Genomic DNA, 20,277 nt, shown 5'->3' on the forward strand with positions numbered 1-20,277 from the left:
GCAAGGCGAAGGATTATTTTTATGAAGCTTAAGAACACTCTCCTGGCGTCCGCACTAATTTCTGCGACTGCTTTTTCTGTAAATGCAGCGACAGAATTGACGCCGGAGCAAGCGGCTGCCCTGAAACCCTATGACCGCATTGTGGTCACCGGTCGTTTTAATGCTATCGGTGATGCGGTTGCTGCCGTTTCGCGCCGTGCAGATAAAGACGGTGCAGCCTCCTTTTATGTTGTTGATACCTCAGATTTTGGCAGCGGCGGTAACTGGCGCGTTGTTGCCGACGTCTATAAAGCCGACGCTGAAAAAGCGGAAGCGTCAAAAAACCGTGTCATTAACGGCGTTATGGAATTGCCAAAAGATCAGGCCGTTCTGATAGAACCTTACGACACCGTTACAGTGCAAGGTTTCTACCGTAGCCAGCCTGAAGTAAACGATGCCATCACCAAAGCAGCGAAAGAGAAAGGTGCTTACTCCTTCTATATCGTGCGTCAGGTCGATGCCAACCAGGGCGGCAACCAGCGTATTACTGCATTCATCTATAAAGCTGATGCTAAAAAACGCATTGTACAAAGCCCTGATGCGATCCCAGCAGATTCAGATGCTGGTCGTGCCGCATTAGCAGCAGGTGGCGAAGCCGCGAAGAAAGTTGAGATCCCGGGCGTAGCAACTACCGCTTCTCCGAGTGCTGAAGTTGGCCGCTTCTTCGAAACGCAATCCACCAAAGGCGGACGTTACACTGTCACGCTGCCGGACGGAACCAAGGTTGAAGAGCTGAACAAAGCGACCGCCGCCATGATGGTACCGTTCGAAAGCATCAAGTTCACCGGTAACTACGGCAACATGACGGAAGTCTCTTATCAGGTAGCAAAACGCGCAGCGAAGAAAGGCGCGAAGTACTATCACATTACCCGCCAGTGGTCAGAACGTGGTAACAACGTGACAATCAGCGCCGATCTGTATAAGTAATACCCAATGCCTTATCAGGTCTACAGTCCTTGTAGACCTGATAATTTCGCGCAGTTCTGTTTCCAGACAAAACAAAAACAGCACTATTAAGACAACTTTTCACACTATTAGTCACAAATCTCTCTATCCCCATTGCATGCGTTCTCTTCTCTCCGTAAAATCCCGCGCCTTAGTGGCTTTCACCATTTTTATGCGGTTTGCCAAAATAATTATTCTCTCACTCTCGTTTTTGTAACTGGATACAAATGGAAAAGAAATTGGGTCTGAGCGCACTGACCGCGCTGGTTTTAAGCTCAATGCTCGGCGCTGGCGTTTTCAGCCTGCCACAAAATATGGCGGCAGTAGCCAGCCCGGCTGCATTACTGATTGGTTGGGCGATTACCGGTGCGGGTATTCTTTTGCTCGCCTTTGCCATGCTGATCCTGACGCGTATCCGTCCTGAACTGGACGGCGGTATCTTCACCTATGCACGTGAAGGTTTCGGCGAGTTGATTGGCTTCTGCTCTGCGTGGGGATACTGGCTGTGCGCTGTTATCGCTAACGTTTCGTATCTGGTCATCGTCTTCTCTGCGCTCAGTTTCTTTACCGACACACCAGAATTACGTCTGTTTGGCGACGGTAATACCTGGCAGTCGATTGTCGGCGCATCGGTACTGTTATGGGTAGTCCATTTTCTGGTGCTGCGGGGAGTACAAACCGCGGCCAGCATTAACCTGGTCGCTACTCTGGCAAAACTACTGCCGCTGGGCCTGTTTATCGTGCTGGCGTTCATGCTGTTTAAGCTCGACACCTTTACTCTCGATTTCACCGGCGTCGCATTAGGCGTGCCTGTCTGGGAGCAGGTCAAAAACACCATGCTCATCACCCTGTGGGTTTTCATCGGTGTGGAAGGCGCGGTGGTGGTATCTGCCCGCGCCAGAAATAAACGCGATGTAGGTCGCGCCACGTTGCTGGCTGTACTCGCCGCACTGGGCGTTTACCTGTTAGTCACCCTGCTATCTCTCGGCGTTGTCGCGCGGCCAGAACTGGCGGAGATCCGCAATCCATCAATGGCCGGTCTGATGGTTAAAATGATGGGGCCATGGGGCGAAATTATTATTGCCGCGGGTCTGATTGTTTCCGTATGCGGTGCCTATTTAAGCTGGACGATTATGGCGGCGGAAGTGCCGTTCCTCGCCTCCACGCACAAAGCATTTCCGCGTATTTTTGCACGACAGAATGCACAGGGAGCGCCATCGGCATCGCTGTGGCTAACCAACATCTGTGTACAAATCTGCCTTGTGCTGATCTGGCTCACAGGTTCCGACTACAATACGTTACTGACTATCGCCTCAGAGATGATTCTGGTGCCCTATTTGCTGGTCGGCGCATTTCTGTTAAAAATTGCCACCCGTCCGATTCATAAGGCTGTCGGTATCGGCGCGAGTCTTTATGGCATATGGTTATTGTATGCGTCAGGTCCGATGCACCTACTGCTGTCTGTGGTGTTGTATGCGCCAGGACTGTTGGTCTTCCTTTATGCCCGTAAAACGCACACGCATGAAAACGTATTAAAACGCCAGGAAATGGCGCTGATCGGCCTGCTGCTTGTTGCTGCTGTGCCGGCTACCTGGATGCTGATGGGGTAACGTTATACCCATCGTTCGCGACATATGGAGATTACGATGGGTAAAAAAAACCCTTTGCCAATTCTTATCACCGGAGGTGGTCGTCGTATCGGCCTCGCCGTCGCATGGCACTTTCTGAACCAAAAACAGCCAGTTATTGTCAGCTACCGTACTCACTATCCTGCCATTGACGGCCTGCGAGAAGCGGGGGCGATTTGTATCCCGGCTGACTTTTCCACGGATGAAGGTGTGCTGGCCTTTGCTGATGAGGTCAAAGCACAGACGGATGGCTTGCGCGCCATTGTGCATAATGCCAGCGCCTGGGTCGCCGAAAAACCGGGCACACCGCTTAGCGAAGTACTGTCACGCATGATGCAGATCCACGTCAATACGCCCTACCTGCTCAACCACGCGCTGGAAGGATTGCTACGCGGTCATGGGCACGCAGCCAGCGACATTATCCATTTCACGGACTATGTTGTTGAGCGTGGCAGCGACAAGCACATTGCTTATGCTGCCAGCAAAGCGGCGCTGGATAATATGACCCGCTCGTTCGCGCGCAAACTGGCACCGGAGGTGAAAGTGAACGCGATTGCCCCCTCGCTTATCCTGTTTAACGAGGGTGACGATGCAGAGTATCGCCAGCAGGCACTGAACAAATCACTGATGAAAACCGCGCCAGGTGAAAAAGAGGTCATTGATTTAATTGACTATCTCCTAACCAGTTGTTTTGTCACCGGACGTAGTTTCGCCCTTGATGGCGGGCGTCATCTGCGTTAGTGCAGTTTGATCCAACAAAAGATCAGCAACCACGCGCTCAGGCTCCAGCACACTACTGCACCGCCGAGCGCGACGGGTAAGCGCATAAACCCGGTGAAATACCACAGTGAAACAAGGTAGACAAAATAGGGAATAATCGACCACATGCTGAATACAATGGTTGTACGTAACGCCTCGATCCCTCGTTCACTGGCCACGATATAGTGGGCAATCAACGCAAACGTCGGGAACAGTGGAATTAATCCAGCAATATAGTAATTCTTTGTTTTCGCCAGCAAACCAATCAACACCACCACCAGCGCACCGAGCGCCGCTTTTATAACGAGTCCCATCACTCTGCCTTAACACACCAATAACATCAGCCCCTAGCATAACGGAAGCGTTCTTGTTTAGAAAAGATTAATGGAAGGAAAAACCTGGGCGGTGTATGTTGGCGTTTTATATTCAAAATGAATGATATGAACACCATCGTATTTGTTGAAGATGATCCCGAAGTTGGTTCACTGATTGCAGCCTATCTGGCCCGGCATGATATTGAGGTTATCCTTGAACCTCGTGGTGATTTGGCCGAGGAGAAAATTCTGCAAGTTCAACCCGATCTGGTGTTATTAGATATCATGCTGCCGGGAAAAGACGGGATGACTATCTGCCGCGATTTACGCGGGCGATGGCAAGGCCCGATTGTCCTGCTCACCTCGCTGGACAGCGACATGAACCATATCCTGGCGCTGGAAATGGGTGCCTGTGATTATATCCTGAAGACAACACCGCCCGCTGTGCTGCTGGCTCGCCTGCGCCTGCACCTGCGCCAGAATGAACACTCAGTCCAGTCTAAAGGCATTCAGGCGGCAACCATCACACCGCACACAACGCTGCGTTTTGGCACACTCACTATCGATCCCACCAACCGCTCCGTGCTGCTCGGCGGCGAGCAAATCTCTCTTTCCACCGCTGATTTTGAATTACTGTGGGAGCTGGCAACCCATGCCGGGCAGATTATGGACCGTGATGCATTGCTAAAGAACCTGCGTGGCGTAAGTTATGACGGCATGGACCGCAGCGTCGATGTCGCGATTTCCCGGTTACGCAAAAAACTGCTTGATAACGCGACTGAACCCTATCGAATCAAAACGGTACGCAACAAAGGTTATCTGTTCGCACCGCACGCCTGGGACGACGCGCCACAGAAGTAATGTTACCGGGCCGATCTCATTGGTCGGCTGGATTGTTCACAATACGTTACACCGTCACGTAAAATCGTCTACAGAACAGGCATACAAACACCATCCGACGCCGTTCCACACTTTTTGTGTGGCTGTAGCCCTCCCCCCTCCCTATAATCCGTCGCGGTCCTGAACCCTTATGGTTCATAGGTTTTTTTCGCACTAACAAAACTCTTTCCGGCATTTCAGGTGCTGAATGAGGCAAGAGGCTACAATATGTTCGTAACGCTCGCGTATATCGCGTTCTTTTTGGTTTGTTCATGGGCAATTTTTAGAATCAACCAAAAAAGTCACTCTCTTTCAAAAAGCGTCTTCATCGCTATTTTTATGGGTGCCATTATCGGCTTATCCCTGCATCTCATTGCTGCTGACGAAAGTAAAACAGTTATCGACTGGTATAATGTTATCGGCAACGGTTATGTTAATTTACTGAAGCTGGTTGCGGTTCCGCTGATTTTCATCTCTATTCTCTCAGCCATTAATAAGCTCGAAAACAGCGCTGGCATTGGGAAAATGTCGTTAACCATCGTCGGATGCATGCTCTGTCTGGTAATGATTGCCGGTTTTATTGGGCTGTTGACTGCGCATGTATTAGGTCTGGACGCCAGTGCATTTGTTCATATGCAGTCCACACTGACGGCAGACGATGTGAGTAAAACTGCCGCCATTTCACTACCTAAACTAGTTACATCTCTGATCCCAACGAATATCTTCCTCGATCTAACAGGAGCCAGAAGCGTTTCTGTCATTGGCATTGTTATCTTCACCCTGCTTGCCGGCGTGGCATTATTAAAGGTCAAACAAGACGCCCCGCAAGAAGGTGAAAAATTAAGTGCTGGCATTAACGCTATCCAGATTTGGGTGATGAAAATGGTGCGTATCGTTATTGCCCTCACCCCTTATGGTGTGATGGCATTAATGGCAGGCGTATTTTCCGCGTATCGATTTGAACAATTTGCCAGTCTGTTAGGCTTTATTGCTGCCTGTTACCTTGCGATTCTGATGATGTTTATCGTCCACGCACTGATACTGGTTCTGAGCGGTAATAATCCCGTTCACTATTTTAAAACTGTCTGGCCAGTTTTAACCTTTGCATTTGTTTCACGCAGCAGTGCAGCATCTATTCCACTGGCTATTTCCGCACAAGAAAAATTTGGCGTGCAAAACACCATTGCTAATATTGCAGCTTCATTCGGCTCCAGCATGGGTCAAAACGGCTGTGCCGGGATCTATCCGGCTATTATGGTGGCGATGATTGCTCCAACAATTGGGATTGATCCGCTATCAGTACATTTTTTGCTCGCCATGCTACCTGCGATTGCGCTGGGTTCTATTGGGGTAGCGGGTGTAGGCGGTGGCGGAACATTTGCTGCGCTGATCGTCCTTTCAACGCTGAACTTCCCGGTCGCGCTGGTGGGGATTTTCATTGCTATCGAGCCTGTCGTCGATATGGCCAGAACGGCATTAAACGTGAACGGTTCGATGATGTCTGGCGTGCTGGCTAACAGGCTCCTGAAAAAGAGTGCTGAAAAACCACACCCCGTGAACGCGAGTTAGTCAGTCCTAAAAAGATCAAAGCCTTCCTGTTCCTGGAAGGCTTTCTTTTGTGTCAACTAAACGTCAGTCCGTCGTATTTTTTCCAACGGTAGTTTACGGCGGAGATAATCCAGCAGCCGATAAAGACGCCAATAATCGCAAATCCGACATTCCCCATATGGTCACTCAAATCGCTGACGGTATCCCACAAACCGCCCTGTAGCGAAAACGCGTCAGAGAGAAGCCCCAGCGCCTCCAGTCCGCCGATAAAGAGCGCAACAATCACGGAAGTCCCGGTAATGGTCATATTGTAATAGAGCTTGCGTTGCGGCTTATTGAACGCCCATCCGTAGGCCTCAACCATCAGAATACTGTCGAGACAATCAATTAACGCCATACCGCAGGTAAACAGCGCCGGGAACACGAGAATTGACCAAACCGACATGCCGCTGGACGCGCTTGAAGCAGAAATTCCCAGCAGAGAAATTTCAGTAGCGGTATCAAAACCCAGACCAAACAGAAAGCCGACAAAATACATATGCCAGTCTTTACCTACCAGCCGAAACGCTGAACGGAAAAGCCAGTTCAGAGGACCTGAAACTGTAATGTCTTCCGTGGTGCCATCGTAAGTACCGGTGCGTTTAAGATATCGGAATGCCTTCCAGACCTGGCAGAAAATAATGAGATTAATGGTAGCCAGAATCAGCAAAAATACGGCAGAGACCGTCGTTCCTATCAGACCGCCGACATTCTGAAGCCATGCCATATGTTGCTTAAACACGCTGGTAGTCAGCGCAATGCCAATGCTCGCCAGCACCACAATGGTGGAGTGTCCCAGAGAAAACCAGGCCCCCGTCGTCAGGGCACGTTTTTTCTGCTGCATGAGTTTACGCGTAACGCTGTCTATCGCGGCGATATGATCGGCATCTACGGCATGGCGCAAACCATAGCACCACGCGATTAGACTCAGCGCCAGTAATGACGTGTTGTTGCTAAACGCGGTGAAAGCCCACAGCCACGCCACGATGTTTGCCCCGATGAGTAAGACCATCAACAAAAGAATATTCGGGCGTTTTTTTAATAATGAAAACAATGCGTTCATTGTTTCCCGCCAGCTAAATTTGAGCTAAACAACACACCATACCGCCGTTCATTGATTGATTAATACAACGTTTACCAGGCTAATGATAACTCTTAAGAATTACTAACCCAGTGTCGTAGATCAAAGTTGATAACCACCTGAAGCAAGTTCCGCTATCGCTAGCTCCGCAATACGCAGAGGTACCGTTGCGCTGTCACCCTCTTGCAGAAACCAGACGGACGACAACCCACACCAGGCAACAATCCACATCAGCAAACGCTGCCGTTCAATGCGGGCGATTTCAGACACAATGTTGACTCGTTGCGTGAATCTTTCCGGCAGAATGGCGACAGATCTGGTAGGTTCGGCAAGATCGGGGTTAGTAAAGATATTGGCATAATCAAAGCCACGCTCGCCCACCAGCCCTTTGGGATCGATAGCCAGCCATCCTCTCGTTCCGAAATCAAGAATATTGCCGTGGTGTAGATCGCCATGTAATACGACTTCATCATGGGGTGAAGATAGCAGTACGTTTGCCACCGAATCACAACGCGTCAGGATACCGCCATGCTTTTTCGCGGCAGGCGCCAGATCGCGAAACCAATGGTGCAGAGGTGTTAACGCAGGCGTAGACGCATTTCGGGAGAGATGGAGTCTACTGGCAGCATGGCAAATAATGCGACAGGCCTGCGCATCGTTGCCAGTCCAGGACATGTCCGCTAAAGAACCTGTCCCTGTCGCATGTTCCAGCAGAATCGCCCCTGCTGCATGAGCAAGTACTTTCGCTGCGCCATTTCCGTTCCACCAGACCATGAGTTCACAGCCGATCCGTTCGCTATCATCGTCGGTGATCTTAAGTATGGCTTTCTGACCGTTCTTGACCACCACCACAGGTAAAAGCTGCGATGTGTGAGTTTCAAACGGTTCACCATCTGGAGTGAGCCCCCAACGGTTGAGCCAGGTGTTGAACAGACGATTTTCCAAACAATATCCTCATTTTTCTCTGGAAGATGGTAATCAAAAGGATCCGTGTCGGCATTATTCCTGTTTTCTTTTGGTTGAGCCACAACCCCCACTTCCATCATCACTGACTTATCGGGTAGAGCACTAACAGGCACATCCTTGTGTATCTGTGTGCCATGCTGACTGTGTTCGGTATATGAGGAGGACACGATGATCACGTTATGCAAAACCTGTGGAACATCCTATGAGGTAACTGGCGCCCATCCGGAACATTGCGATATCTGCCTGGATGAACGTCAATATGTCCCCACAAGCGGGCAGAAATGGATCGATTTTGACACCCTGTGTGCATCGCATACAAATAAGTGGAAGCAACACGACAGTACTCTCCTCAGCATCCGCACCGTTCCTGATTTTGCAATTGATCAGCGCGCGTTTCTTGTGCGTACCCCAGAAGGAAATATTCTGTGGGACTGCATTGCCACGCTCGACGATGCCACAAAAACGCTAATAACGTCCCTTGGCGGCCTTAAGGCTATCGCGATTTCGCATCCTCATTACTACACCACCATGCAGGACTGGGCTGCGGAATTTAACGCGCCGATTTACCTTCATGCCAGCGACAGAAGGTGGGTAATGCGCGACAGCCCGTGGATTAGATTCTGGGATGGCGACACCATTGAGTTAACCCGTGACGTCACGATGATACGTCTCGGCGGGCACTTTGCTGGCGGCTGCGTCCTGCACTGGGCGCGTGACGAAGGCGTCGTGCTTTCTGGCGACATCGTTCAAGTTACACCAGGTGCCCATGCAGTCTCATTTATGTGGAGCTACCCCAATATGCTACCGTTGCCAGCCGCCACCGTCAGCGACATCATCCAACGCCTGAGAACAGTGAAATTTAAGCAACTTTACGGCGCATTTGAAGGTAAAGATATTACGCAAAATGCCGATGAAATTGTGCGCCGTTCAGGTGAAAAATATATTTCCTGCCTCAAATAAACCGGCAGTTTATTCACCAACCATGCTCAGGAAAGTAAAAATGGATATAGCTTATAAATCACGCCCATCACAGAAATACTGACTATCACACTGATAATGAAGTAGGTTTTGAAAGGCTGCTTTTGTGTTTTATGGCGAAAGATTTGTTGACCCGCTATCGCGCCGCCCCACCCGCCCACAACGCCAAACACCAGCAATGTGGATTCCGGCACTCTGCGCCAGTCCTTGCGTGCCGCCATTTTGTCCACGCCGTATAACAGCAACGTCAAAACGTTGGCGAGTAGAAACCATATAACAAGAGGATAAGCGGTGAAAATGCAGCCGACCGCTGCGAAAATGAGTAGCGAATAACAGCAGCGATTGAGATTCATATTTTCAGCCACAGCACTTTTCAGGAAGTATAGGCACGCATTATACGCAAGGTCAGTCATCCCTGCCACGGGTGAGAATATCCATTTTTTTATTATGCCTATATCCCCAAAGATAGCGCAAATTCTCTGGTCTGCGGCGTACCTAACAATTCAAACAAGAGAACCGTTTTCATTATTCAAAACAAATGGTAATTTATTAAACCCAAATGGAGAAATTGTTCTGGAGCCACAAGGATGAGAAAATACTCATATCCATATTTGTTTTTTGTTACCGTCTCATCTCTCGGCGCAATTTTTCTCTTTTATTGGTGGAAGGTAACGATATACAGAGTGACATTTCTCTACCCGCTCACATCCAAATACCTCATGCTTATTTCTCTGGCAGTGTCATTGTTAATTACCTTATTTTTGGTAGGTAATGGGATAATGAAAAAAAGTCCCTTCCAAACCTATCTGAAATTATTTGGTGGCATCAGCATTGCCATGGTGCTGTTTTCAGTGATCATGGTTATGGCGATAACCTGGTTCATTCCGGGTGTCCCCTCGTCCTATACCGCCACATACGTCTATGCTACAGGAAGTTCTAAAAGCTGTTCGGGGGCTGATGTTGACGATCCGGATCTCGGGACTAACATCAGAATTTGCTATCCCGAAGGGAACTACGAATATAACAACACCATCTACGTTGAGAAACGAAGTAACCTTTTAGGTGCGGTCGTGACATACGCCAGAACAACCCCATCCCGATTTTGATTAACTTACAGCGTAGAAAGCAATGCGTGATCCAGCGAAAGGTCATTCCGCGCCCGTAGGAGCCATAAGAATGCAGAAAAGAGATATACAGTGTACTCTGCGTGGACAAGCACGCCGGATGGTGATCGGAGAACCTTTCTGAACCCACGCATCGGCGGATACCGCTGTGCCCACTTTTTTCCCTGAGGGACACGTGCACTCGCTAACTTATTGAGCGTTCGGTGATTTTTTATGAAGAAACTGTTTGTGCAGTTTTACCTCCTGCTGTTTGTCTGCTTTTTGGTGATGACCCTGTTGGTCGGTCTGGTATACAAATTCACCGCAGAACGCGCAGGCAGACAGTCGCTCGACGATTTGATGAAAAGCTCGTTGTACCTGATGCGCAGTGAACTACGTGAAATCCCGCCACGCGACTGGGGTAAGACGCTGAAGGAGATGGATTTAAACCTCTCATTTGACCTGCGCGTTGAACCGCTGAATAAATACACACTGGATGCCCCAACCATGCAGCGTTTGCGCGAAGGCGATATTGTGGCACTTGACGATCAATATACCTTTATTCAACGCATTCCTCGCAGCCATTACGTGCTGGCTGTCGGCCCGGTTCCCTACCTCTACTTTCTTCATCAAATGCGCTTGCTGGACATCGCGCTGATGGCGTTTATTGCTATCTCACTGGCCTTCCCGGTACTGATCTGGATGCGCCCGCACTGGCAGGAAATGCTCAGACTCGAATCCGCCGCACAACGTTTTGGTGAAGGTCATCTGAGTGAACGCCTTCATTTTGACAGCGGTTCCAGCTTTGAGCGCCTGGGCGTAGCGTTTAACCAAATGGCCGACAATATCAATGCGCTGATCGCCAGTAAAAAACAGCTCATCGATGGTATTGCCCATGAGCTTCGTACCCCGCTGGTACGTTTACGTTACCGGCTGGAAATGAGTGATAACCTCACCGAGCAGGAATCTCAGGCTCTGAATCGTGATATTGGCCAACTGGAAGCGTTGATCGAAGAGTTACTGACCTACGCCCGCCTGGATCGCCCGCAAAATGAACTGAAGCTCAGTGTACCGGACTTGCCTGCTTGGTTAACCACCCATCTGGAGGATGTGCAAAGCGTGAATCCTGACCGTGAGGTGCACTTACGTCATCTCGAAACTGGCGACTACGGCGCGTTGGATATGCGCCTGATGGAGCGGGTCCTGGATAATTTGCTGAACAATGCCCTGCGCTATTGCCAGTCTACAGTGCAAGCCAGTCTGCTGCTGAACGGCAATCAAGCCACGCTGGTAGTGGAAGACGACGGCCCCGGCATTGCACCAGACGCTCGCGAACAGATTTTTGAACCGTTTGTACGCCTTGATCCCAGCCGTGATCGGGCGACCGGGGGTTGTGGGCTTGGGTTAGCCATCGTCCACTCAATAGCGTTGGCTATGGGAGGGACGGTCGTCTGTGATAAAAGTGAACTTGGCGGCGCCCGGTTTACTTTCCGTTGGCCCGTCTGGCATAACATTCCTGAAATTTCGGCTGCCTGACCTATTCTGCTCGGTGGCCAGGTGGTGGATGTTGTGCTATAAAAAAGTATGTTGTAACTAAAATGGTAAATCTATGGCCCGTTACGATCTCGTTGACCGCCTGAACGGCACCTTTCGCCAGATGGAACAAGAACTGGCGCTTCTGAACGAAAACCTGTTGCAGCAGACGCTGCTTATTGCCCGCGTATTCTCGTTACCGGAAGTGGTCAAAGAGGCAGAGCATGCCCCTATGCAGAGCATTGATGTTAAGCAGCATTTAGGCAAAGAGGCTGAAGCGCTGGCACTGCGCCATTACCGTCACCTGTTTATTCAGCAGCAGTCCGAAAACCGCAGCAGCAAAGCGGCCGTCCGCCTACCGGGTGTATTGTGCTACCAGGTTGATAATGCGGGGCAATGTGCTCTGGAAGAACAAATCCAGCGTATAAACCAGTTAAAAACCACCTTCGAGCGCATTGTTACAGTAGAATCAGGGCTGGCGCCGGCAGCACGTTTCGAATGGGTGCATCGCCACCTGCCGGGGCTGATTACACTGAATGCCTATCGCACGCTCACCGTTGTCAGAGATCCTGCCACCCTGCGATTCGGCTGGGCTAACAAGCACATTATTAAAAACCTGAAACGCGATGAAGTACTGCAGCAACTGGAAAAAAGCCTGACCTCACCGCGCAGCGTACATCCCTGGACACGTGAAGAATGGCAGGCGAAGCTTGAACGCGAATATCAGGATATCGCCGCCTTACCGCAGCAGGCCCGCCTGAAAATTAAAAGGCCGGTAAAAGTGCAGCCTATTGCCCGCGTCTGGTACAAAGGAGAGCAAAAACAGGTGCAATATGCCTGCCCGACGCCACTGATTGCTTTGCTTAATAACGACAACGGTATGACCGTACCGGAAATCGGCGAGTTACTGAATTACGATGCCGATAACGTTCAGCATCGCTTTAAACCTCAGGCGCAGCCGTTGAGATTGATTATTCCCCGGCTGCACCTGTACGTTGCGGATTAACTGCCTGGCCGCATGCTGCCAACCATCAGCCCCGGACGTACCCAGCTGTCGAACTCCGCTTCGGTTAGATATCCCAGCGCCAGAGCGGAGGCTTTTAGCGTCAGCCCTTCTTTATGCGCTTTTTTGGCAATTTCAGCCGCTTTATCGTAACCGATATGGGTGTTGAGCGCGGTCACCAGCATCAGCGACTCATTGAGCAGTTGACCTATTCGTTCACGGTTGGGCTCGATTCCCGTCGCGCAATGTTCATTGAAGCTTTCCATACCGTCCGCCAGCAGGCGTACCGACTGCAGGAAGTTGTGGATGACCATCGGTCGATAGACGTTGAGCTCAAAGTTACCTGACGCCCCGCCCATATTGATGGCGACATCGTTACCCATCACCTGGCAGCACAACATGGTCAGCGCTTCACACTGGGTAGGATTGACTTTACCCGGCATGATCGAGCTGCCCGGTTCATTTTCCGGAATTGAAATTTCGCCAATACCACAGCGCGGGCCAGATGCCAGCCAGCGTACATCGTTGGCGATTTTCATCAGCGACGCTGCCAGCCCTTTTAGCGCTCCGTGGGCATGAACCAGGGCATCGCAGGTGGCCAGCGCTTCAAATTTATTCGGAGCGGTAACGAACGGCGCGCAGGTAATGACCCGCAGTTCATCCGCGACCCGGCGGGCGTATTCGGGATGAGTGTTCAGTCCGGTACCTACCGCGGTTCCCCCCAACGCCAGTTCTGCTACATGCGGTAAACTGTTTTCAATGTGTCTGAGGTTATGTTCAAGCATTGCTACCCAGCCGGAAATCTCCTGGCCAAGCGTAAGTGGAGTTGCATCTTGCAGATGTGTACGACCAATTTTAACGATATCGGCGAAAGCGTGGGACTTATCACTGAGCGTTTTAGTCAACACATTTAATTTTGGGATCAAAGATTTACGCAGCGCCAGCAGTGCGGCAACGTGCATTGCGGTCGGGAAGACATCGTTCGAGCTTTGGCTTTTATTGACATCATCGTTGGGGTGTACTTTTCGCTCCATCCCCCGCACGCCGCCCAGCAATTCGCTGGCCCGGTTTGCAAGCACCTCGTTCATGTTCATATTGCTTTGCGTGCCTGAGCCGGTTTGCCAGATGGCCAGCGGAAACTCATCGCGGTGTTTATCTGCCAACACCTCATCTGCAGCCTGCATAATAGCCCTGGCTTTATCCTCCGCCAGCAGCCCCAGATCCTGGTTAACCTTTGCCGCGGCGCGTTTCGTCAGCGCCAGCGCATGGATCAGCGAGACCGGCATTTTCTCCGTAGAGATACGAAAATGCTCCAGCGAACGTTGGGTTTGCGCGCCCCAAAGCTTATCGGCAGGAACATCAATCGCCCCCATTGAATCATTCTCGCGGCGTACCGTTACCATTACCTGCTCCTTACATTAACAGTTGATTAGGTTATGTTTCGACATTGCCCATTTGCATTGGTCTTATGAGTATTAACGAGGATAAAACTGTCGTTTGGTGGTTCGTGCGGTAAAAAAAACCGCCCCGAAGGGCGGCTGACGTTACTTAACGCAGCGTGCGCACTGCGACGTCTGAATTTGCTTGAAGAAATCGTTGCCTTTGTCATCTACCAGGATAAATGCCGGGAAATCTTCTACTTCAATTTTCCAGATGGCTTCCATCCCGAGTTCCGGGTATTCCACGCACTCCAGGCTCCTGATACTGCCCTGAGCCAGCACCGCGGCGGGGCCGCCAATACTGCCCAAATAGAAGCCGCCATGTTTATGGCAAGCATCGGTCACCTGCTGGCTGCGATTGCCTTTCGCCAGCATAATCATGCTCCCACCAGCGGCCTGAAGCTGGTCAACATACGAGTCCATACGTCCGGCAGTGGTTGGACCCAGCGAACCAGAGGCATAACCTTCCGGCGTTTTTGCCGGACCTGCGTAATAGATCGGGTGATCTTTAACATACTGCGGCAAACTTTCACCGTTATCCAGACGTTCTTTCAGTTTCGCATGCGCAATATCACGGCCAACGATAATTGTACCGTTGAGCGACAGACGCGTGGAAACCGGATACTGGGAAAGCTGAGCCAGAATCTCTTTCATCGGACGATTGAGGTCAACGCGTACCGCTTCGCCCTCTCCCGCCTGGCGCAGCTCTTCCGGTATAAATTTGCCAGGATTATGTTCCAGTTTTTCGATCCAGATACCTTCACGGTTGATCTTGGCTTTAATATTTCGATCGGCTGAGCAAGAAACACCCATACCAACCGGACACGACGCGCCGTGACGCGGCAGGCGGATCACGCGGATATCATGCGCGAAGTATTTCCCACCAAACTGCGCGCCAAGCCCCAAATTCTGCGCCTCAATCAGCAGCTCTTTTTCCAGCTCTACATCGCGGAATGCCTGACCATGTTCGTTACCTTCTGTCGGCAGTTCGTCGTAGTATTTTGCAGAAGCCAGTTTGACCGTTTTCAGCGTGGCTTCTGCCGATGTTCCACCGATTACGAACGCGATATGATACGGCGGACAAGCCGCAGTGCCCAACGTACGCATTTTCTCAACCAGGTAATTTTTTAATTTGCCCGGTGTTAGCAGCGCTTTGGTTTCCTGGTACAGATAGGTTTTGTTCGCCGAACCACCACCTTTGGCAATACACAGGAATTTGTATTCATCTCCGTCGACGGTATACAAATCGATTTGTGCTGGCAGGTTGGTACCGGTGTTCACCTCTTTATACATATCCAGCGCTGCGTTTTGTGAATAGCGCAGGTTGTCTTCGATGTAGGTGTTATAGACGCCTCGTGCCAGCGCCTCCTCATCGCCCCCACCGGTCCAGACACGCTGACCTTTTTTACCCACGATAATCGCAGTTCCGGTGTCCTGACAGGTCGGCAAAATGCCTTTTGCCGCGATGTCAGAGTTACGCAGGAATTGCAGGGCCACATATTTGTCGTTTTCGCTGGCCTCCGGGTCGCGCAGAATATCAGCTACCTGCTGTTGATGTGCGGGACGAAGCATAAACGACGCATCATGAAAGGCCTGACGAGCCAGCAGGGTTAAGGCTTGCGGTGCAACTTTAACAATCTCTTGCCCTTCAAATTCGGCAACAGAGACATAGTCGCTGGTCAGCAGATAGTATTCGGTATCATCCTTTTTGAGGGGGAAAGGATGCTGATAATGAAAGGGTTTGTTTGACATTGTGCTCTCACTTACTGCTCGGTCTGGTTATTCTCTGGGCAGATGTTCCATTGCCCTGCTTCCCTGCCGCAGATCCGGTTGTAGAAGGAAGAGCTTTCTGCAACCGGAATTACTCAGGGTATTAAAAGCGAGTCACCATATCCTACACATTTTTTTAACAAAAACTGAGACAAGTACGACTTTTTACATGTGCAGGTTACTTCCCTCAGGGTTTCTTGGTTTAATAGCCGTAGAAAATTCAACATTGAAACAGGGCTTGATAATGCAAAAACTCATCAACTCAGTGCAGAACTACGCCTGGGGAAGTAAAACGGCGTTAACGGAACTCTATGGCATTGCCAACCCCACTCAGCAACCGATGGCTGAGTTGTGGATGGGCGCGCATCCGAAAAGCAGTTCGCAGGTTCTGGGCGCTGACGGTCAGACGGTTGCTCTGCGCGACGTTATCGAGCACGATAAATCCGCACTGCTAGGCGAAGCCGTAGCGCAACGTTTTGGTGAACTGCCCTTCCTGTTTAAAGTACTCTGCGCTGCTCAACCGCTTTCGATCCAGGTTCATCCTAACAAACACAATTCTGAAATTGGATTTGCCAAAGAAAACGCCGCGGGGATCCCGATGGATGCCGCCGAGCGCAACTACAAAGATCCTAACCACAAACCAGAACTGGTATTTGCTTTGACGCCTTTCCTGGCGATGAACGCATTCCGCGAGTTCTCTGACATTGTTGCATTGTTACAACCCGTTTCCGCCGCACATCCAGCTATTGCACATTTCCTGGAAGAACCGAGTGCGGAACGTCTGAGCTATCTTTTCGCCAGCTTGTTGAATATGCAGGATGAGGAGAAATCCCATGCGTTAGCGATCCTGAAATCGGCGCTGAACAGCCAGCAGGGTGAACCCTGGCAAACCATCCGTCTGATCGCTGACGTCTACCCGAACGACAGTGGGCTTTTCTCCCCGCTGCTGCTCAATGTGGTGAAACTCAATCCAGGCGAGGCTATGTTCTTATTTGCCGAAACCCCGCACGCTTACCTGCAAGGTGTGGCGCTTGAGGTGATGGCTAACTCGGACAACGTGCTGCGCGCCGGACTGACGCCAAAATATATTGATATCCCGGAACTGGTCGCCAACGTGAAGTTTGTCGCCAAGCCAGCAAACCAGTTACTGACCACGCCGGTTGAATCTGATGGCGAACTGGACTTCCCGATCCCGGTTGACGATTTTGCGTTCTCCCTGCATGAGCTTACTACCAGTGGCGCAGATATCAGCCAGCAAAGTGCGGCCATTTTGTTCTGCATCGAGGGTGAAGCCGTGCTGAGCAAAGGCGAGCAACGTCTGGTTCTGCGACCGGGTGAATCGGCCTTTATTGGCGCGAATGAATCGCCGGTTAACATCAGTGGCGCAGGTCGTTTAGCCCGGGTTTATAACAAGCTATAGCAAGATACTGATATTTTTAACAACTCTTGCTAAGCTGTAGTGAGTTAAAGACATGTCACTCCTCCAGGCGTCTTCAAACGCCTGGTTTTATTTTATGGATATCGAAATGAAAAAATCGCTGGTAGCTGCGGGTGTGGTGGTTGCGCTGGGTATCGTCTGGACGGGCGGCGCCTGGTACACAGGTAAGAAACTTGAAACGCATCTCGCCGAGATGGTGACACAGGCAAACGATCAGTTAAAACGTTTCTCCCCTGAGGCGGGCATTGAACTGAATTATCAAAACTACCAGCGCGGGGTGTTCAATAGCCAACTGCAATTGGTGGTGAAACCAATCGCCGGGCAGGCAGATTCCTGGCTAAAACCGGGGCAAAGTATCGTCCTGAATGAAACCGTCGATCACGGTCCATTCCCGCTGGCGCAACTGAAATCACTGAATCTGGTCCCGGCTATGGCCTCCGTGAAAACGACACTGGTCAATAACGACGTTACCAAACCGCTGTTTGATATTGCCAAAGGTGAGTCGCCATTTGTCATTAACTCCCGTATCAGCTACAGCGGCGATACCCGTTCCGATCTCTCCCTCAAACCACTGAACTATGAGAAAGGCGACGAAAAAGTAGCCTTCAGCGGCGGGGAATTCCAGTTTACAGCAGACAAAGAAGGTAATGCTGTCTCGCTGACAGGCAATGCGCAAAGCGGTGTGGTCAATGCGGTCAACGAGTATGACCAGAAAGTACAAATGACTTTCAATAACCTGAAAACTGAGGGTTCCAGCAGTATTGCCAGCTTTGGTGAGCGCATCGGCGACCAGAAATTGTCACTCGATAAACTGTCGATTTCCGTCGAAGGTAAAGAGTTGGCGGTTCTGGAAGGCATGGGTATTGATGGTAAATCCGATCTGATCAACGACGGTAAAACTGTCAACAGCCAGTTGGATTACACGCTGAACAGTCTGAAATTGCAGGGTCAGGATATGGGTAGCGGTAAACTGACGCTGAAAGTTGGCCAGATTGACGGTGAAGCACTACACCAGTTCAGTCAGCAATATAGTGCCCAAACCAAGGCACTGATGGCGCAGATTGATGTGGTACAAAATCCTGAGCTTTATCAGCAAAAAGTCACTGAAGCCTTCTTCAATGCGCTGCCGATTCTGATGAAAGGCGAGCCGGCTATCACCATTGCCCCGCTGAGCTGGAAAAATGCAAAAGGTGAAACCGCATTTAATCTGTCACTGCTGCTAAAAGATCCGACAGCAAATACTGAGGAACCACAAACGCTGGCTCAGGAAGTGGATCGTTCGGTCAAATCACTGGATGCTAAGCTGACGATTCCGGTTGATATGGCGACTGAGTTCATGACGCAGATTGCCAAAATTGAAGGCTATCAGCAGGAGCAAGCGGCCGATCTGGCGAAGCAACAGGTGAATGGCCTGGCGGCAATGGGTCAGATGTTCCGTATTACAACGATGCAGGACAACGTCATCGGCTCCAGCCTGCAATATGCAAACGGCCAGGTTACGTTAAACGGACAAAAAATGTCGCTGGATGAGTTTGTTGGTATGTTCGGTATGCCTTCTCTCGGCGAGCCGGATGTCCCGGCTATTCCGCAACAGTAAATACGCGTGACAACAGGCCCGATAACCGTGTGTTTATCGGGCCTTTTTTATTTTGCCACCACCAGCCGGGCGGAAAGCGTTAAGTTACGTGAATGACCATCATCGTGCCCAATGCGCTGTAGCATGCGCTCAGCAAGGGTATAACCCATTTCACGCGCGGGCGTGCAGGCCCAAATAATGGGGATATCGTCCAGTGCATTTTCCGCTACATCGGCAAACCCGGCTAACGAGATCTGCTGTTCGAAGTAGCGATCTACGCCAATTTCACCACTCTGACGCCCTGCTCTCATCAGGCCAAACCAGGCGCCAACGGCTATGGTTTCGTTGTAGCACACCACTGCGCTGATCGTTGGGTTACGACGTAACAGCGCAGTCACCTCCTCTGCGGCCTGCTTTTGGCTGGATGAGCACTCCAGCACCCAGTCGCTATGAAACGGTAAACCATACTTTAGCAATGTCGTACAATAGCCGCCGACACGCTCTGCACGGGTCAATGAAGAACTCTGCCCCCCCAACCACGCGATGCGCTGATGCCCATGGCGTATCAGATGTTCAACCAGCAATTGCGCTGCCTGCATGTTGTCAGGCCTGACGGTGTCAACGTCATCCAGGTAGCTGGCCCGAGACGCAAACACTACCGGAATCCCCTTATCGGCGGCCAGTTGTTGAAGGTCGTCGCTACTGCCGGCAGCCCCGGCGATCACCACACCATCAACCCCTTGATTAAGCAGCATAGCGAAACGCTGCGCCAGCTGTTCGCCATCTCTGCCACCATGTAATAAAAAAACCATGCGCCCCTGCGCTTCTAATGCTTCCGTCAGACCCGCTGTCAACTCGGCGTAAAACGGGGTGGAAAGGTCGCGCACGATCAAACCAATTACCCCGCTCTGGCCGCCACGCAGCGCTGATGCCTGGCGATTACGCACAAACCCCAGTTGCTCAATAGCGGCATTCACCCGTTCGCCGGTCGCGGATGAAATACGGCCTTTTCCACTGAGCACCAATGAGACGGTACTAACCGAAACGCCCGCGGCCAGCGCAACATCATGGATGGTTATTTTTTTGGCTATAGCCATAAAAACGGAAAACTCCCTGATAACGTGACGGATAAAACGTTTTATCAATCACTTATATTTATACGCCCTATTATCGTTCGATAATGTGATTTATACCGCACTAAAATTAGGTAAAACGTTTTATCTTCTCGCCATCATTAGT

At 50.7% G+C, this 20,277-nt stretch carries 18 protein-coding genes; 11 read left to right on the plus strand and 7 right to left on the minus strand.

What is annotated here, in order from left to right; genetic code table 11:
* The first annotated feature begins 21 nt into the window (after positions 1–21).
* The 3 genes from ydgH (at position 22) to folM (ending at position 3,353) form a co-directional block, all read left to right on the plus strand.
* Positions 22–966, plus strand: a complete 945-nt coding sequence (gene ydgH / locus LY264_RS13185) for a DUF1471 family protein YdgH (RefSeq protein WP_071692390.1) — start codon at positions 22–24, stop codon at positions 964–966.
* A 245-nt stretch (positions 967–1,211) separates the two neighbouring features.
* On the plus strand, positions 1,212–2,594 hold the full coding sequence (locus LY264_RS13190; RefSeq protein ID WP_048226570.1) for an amino acid permease: 1,383 nt from the start codon (positions 1,212–1,214) through the stop codon (positions 2,592–2,594).
* A gap of 36 nt (positions 2,595–2,630) precedes the next feature.
* A complete protein-coding gene (gene folM / locus LY264_RS13195; RefSeq protein WP_020996413.1) occupies positions 2,631–3,353 on the plus strand; it encodes a dihydromonapterin reductase in 723 nt (240 codons plus the stop codon).
* Here folM and LY264_RS13200 read toward each other — a convergent pair.
* On the minus strand, positions 3,350–3,685 hold the full coding sequence (locus LY264_RS13200) for a GlpM family protein (protein WP_003832844.1): 336 nt from the start codon (positions 3,683–3,685) through the stop codon (positions 3,350–3,352). The two genes, folM and LY264_RS13200, sit on opposite strands and share 4 nt — an antisense overlap.
* 117 nt (positions 3,686–3,802) lie before the next feature.
* Here LY264_RS13200 and rstA point away from each other — a divergent pair, with 117 nt between their 5' ends.
* Together rstA and LY264_RS13210 are read left to right on the plus strand one after the other, a co-directional pair.
* Complete coding sequence (rstA, locus tag LY264_RS13205; RefSeq protein ID WP_048226573.1) at positions 3,803–4,546, plus strand: two-component system response regulator RstA; 744 nt, start codon at positions 3,803–3,805, stop codon at positions 4,544–4,546.
* Between the two features lie 246 nt (positions 4,547–4,792).
* On the plus strand, positions 4,793–6,133 hold the full coding sequence (locus tag LY264_RS13210) for an L-cystine transporter (RefSeq protein WP_048226575.1): 1,341 nt from the start codon (positions 4,793–4,795) through the stop codon (positions 6,131–6,133).
* Positions 6,134–6,185: 52 nt separating this feature from the next.
* Here the strand turns inward: LY264_RS13210 and LY264_RS13215 are convergent, their stop codons facing one another.
* Both LY264_RS13215 and LY264_RS13220 read right to left on the minus strand, forming a co-directional pair.
* Positions 6,186–7,214, minus strand: coding sequence for a HoxN/HupN/NixA family nickel/cobalt transporter (locus LY264_RS13215; protein ID WP_048226577.1), 1,029 nt, complete (start codon positions 7,212–7,214; stop codon positions 6,186–6,188).
* A gap of 120 nt (positions 7,215–7,334) precedes the next feature.
* On the minus strand, positions 7,335–8,177 hold the full coding sequence (locus LY264_RS13220; protein ID WP_071692389.1) for an aminoglycoside phosphotransferase family protein: 843 nt from the start codon (positions 8,175–8,177) through the stop codon (positions 7,335–7,337).
* A 189-nt stretch (positions 8,178–8,366) separates the two neighbouring features.
* Between LY264_RS13220 and LY264_RS13225 the strand changes: the two genes are divergently transcribed.
* Complete coding sequence (locus tag LY264_RS13225; RefSeq protein ID WP_032943363.1) at positions 8,367–9,158, plus strand: MBL fold metallo-hydrolase; 792 nt, start codon at positions 8,367–8,369, stop codon at positions 9,156–9,158.
* A 26-nt stretch (positions 9,159–9,184) separates the two neighbouring features.
* Here the strand turns inward: LY264_RS13225 and LY264_RS13230 are convergent, their stop codons facing one another.
* Positions 9,185–9,529: a DUF1294 domain-containing protein gene (locus LY264_RS13230; RefSeq protein ID WP_008784700.1), complete on the minus strand. Its 345-nt coding sequence runs from the start codon at positions 9,527–9,529 to the stop codon at positions 9,185–9,187.
* A 234-nt stretch (positions 9,530–9,763) separates the two neighbouring features.
* Between LY264_RS13230 and LY264_RS13235 the strand changes: the two genes are divergently transcribed.
* The 3 genes from LY264_RS13235 to tus all read left to right on the plus strand — a co-directional run bounded on the left by LY264_RS13235 (position 9,764) and on the right by tus (position 12,818).
* Entirely contained in the window at positions 9,764–10,282 is a 519-nt protein-coding gene (locus LY264_RS13235) for a hypothetical protein (RefSeq protein ID WP_048214250.1), read from the plus strand.
* A 231-nt stretch (positions 10,283–10,513) separates the two neighbouring features.
* A complete protein-coding gene (gene rstB, locus LY264_RS13240; RefSeq protein WP_032943359.1) occupies positions 10,514–11,815 on the plus strand; it encodes a two-component system sensor histidine kinase RstB in 1,302 nt (433 codons plus the stop codon).
* Positions 11,816–11,888: 73 nt separating this feature from the next.
* Positions 11,889–12,818, plus strand: coding sequence for a DNA replication terminus site-binding protein (gene tus, locus LY264_RS13245; protein WP_048226580.1), 930 nt, complete (start codon positions 11,889–11,891; stop codon positions 12,816–12,818).
* Here the strand turns inward: tus and fumC are convergent.
* On the minus strand, positions 12,815–14,218 hold the full coding sequence (gene fumC / locus LY264_RS13250; protein ID WP_048226583.1) for a class II fumarate hydratase: 1,404 nt from the start codon (positions 14,216–14,218) through the stop codon (positions 12,815–12,817). The genes tus and fumC overlap by 4 nt on opposite strands.
* Positions 14,219–14,359: 141 nt before the next feature.
* On the minus strand, positions 14,360–16,006 hold the full coding sequence (gene fumB / locus LY264_RS13255; RefSeq protein WP_048226585.1) for a class I fumarate hydratase: 1,647 nt from the start codon (positions 16,004–16,006) through the stop codon (positions 14,360–14,362).
* Between the two features lie 262 nt (positions 16,007–16,268).
* On the opposite strand from fumB, the gene manA reads away from it, so the two are divergent.
* Together manA and LY264_RS13265 are read left to right on the plus strand one after the other, a co-directional pair.
* Positions 16,269–17,444, plus strand: coding sequence for a mannose-6-phosphate isomerase (manA, locus tag LY264_RS13260; protein ID WP_008784694.1), 1,176 nt, complete (start codon positions 16,269–16,271; stop codon positions 17,442–17,444).
* Between the two features lie 106 nt (positions 17,445–17,550).
* Entirely contained in the window at positions 17,551–19,059 is a 1,509-nt protein-coding gene (locus LY264_RS13265) for a YdgA family protein (RefSeq protein ID WP_048227032.1), read from the plus strand.
* A gap of 47 nt (positions 19,060–19,106) precedes the next feature.
* On the opposite strand, the gene LY264_RS13270 is transcribed toward LY264_RS13265, so the two are convergent.
* Entirely contained in the window at positions 19,107–20,135 is a 1,029-nt protein-coding gene (locus tag LY264_RS13270; RefSeq protein ID WP_048226587.1) for a Mal regulon transcriptional regulator MalI, read from the minus strand.
* Between the last annotated feature and the right edge of the window lie 142 nt (positions 20,136–20,277).

Source organism: Citrobacter portucalensis (genome assembly GCF_023374935.1).
In the GTDB taxonomy this organism is placed as follows: Bacteria; Pseudomonadota; Gammaproteobacteria; order Enterobacterales; family Enterobacteriaceae; genus Citrobacter; species Citrobacter portucalensis.

Coding starts and splice junctions, on each gene's coding strand:
- ydgH (WP_071692390.1), top strand. CDS start 22: ATGAAGCTTAAGAACACTCTCCTGGCGTCCGCACTAATTTCTGCGACT.
- LY264_RS13190 (WP_048226570.1), top strand. CDS start 1,212: ATGGAAAAGAAATTGGGTCTGAGCGCACTGACCGCGCTGGTTTTAAGC.
- folM (WP_020996413.1), top strand. CDS start 2,631: ATGGGTAAAAAAAACCCTTTGCCAATTCTTATCACCGGAGGTGGTCGT.
- LY264_RS13200 (WP_003832844.1), bottom strand. CDS start 3,685: ATGGGACTCGTTATAAAAGCGGCGCTCGGTGCGCTGGTGGTGGTGTTG.
- rstA (WP_048226573.1), top strand. CDS start 3,803: ATGAATGATATGAACACCATCGTATTTGTTGAAGATGATCCCGAAGTT.
- LY264_RS13210 (WP_048226575.1), top strand. CDS start 4,793: ATGTTCGTAACGCTCGCGTATATCGCGTTCTTTTTGGTTTGTTCATGG.
- LY264_RS13215 (WP_048226577.1), bottom strand. CDS start 7,214: ATGAACGCATTGTTTTCATTATTAAAAAAACGCCCGAATATTCTTTTG.
- LY264_RS13225 (WP_032943363.1), top strand. CDS start 8,367: ATGATCACGTTATGCAAAACCTGTGGAACATCCTATGAGGTAACTGGC.
- LY264_RS13230 (WP_008784700.1), bottom strand. CDS start 9,529: ATGAATCTCAATCGCTGCTGTTATTCGCTACTCATTTTCGCAGCGGTC.
- LY264_RS13235 (WP_048214250.1), top strand. CDS start 9,764: ATGAGAAAATACTCATATCCATATTTGTTTTTTGTTACCGTCTCATCT.
- rstB (WP_032943359.1), top strand. CDS start 10,514: ATGAAGAAACTGTTTGTGCAGTTTTACCTCCTGCTGTTTGTCTGCTTT.
- tus (WP_048226580.1), top strand. CDS start 11,889: ATGGCCCGTTACGATCTCGTTGACCGCCTGAACGGCACCTTTCGCCAG.
- fumC (WP_048226583.1), bottom strand. CDS start 14,218: ATGGTAACGGTACGCCGCGAGAATGATTCAATGGGGGCGATTGATGTT.
- fumB (WP_048226585.1), bottom strand. CDS start 16,006: ATGTCAAACAAACCCTTTCATTATCAGCATCCTTTCCCCCTCAAAAAG.
- manA (WP_008784694.1), top strand. CDS start 16,269: ATGCAAAAACTCATCAACTCAGTGCAGAACTACGCCTGGGGAAGTAAA.
- LY264_RS13265 (WP_048227032.1), top strand. CDS start 17,551: ATGAAAAAATCGCTGGTAGCTGCGGGTGTGGTGGTTGCGCTGGGTATC.
- LY264_RS13270 (WP_048226587.1), bottom strand. CDS start 20,135: ATGGCTATAGCCAAAAAAATAACCATCCATGATGTTGCGCTGGCCGCG.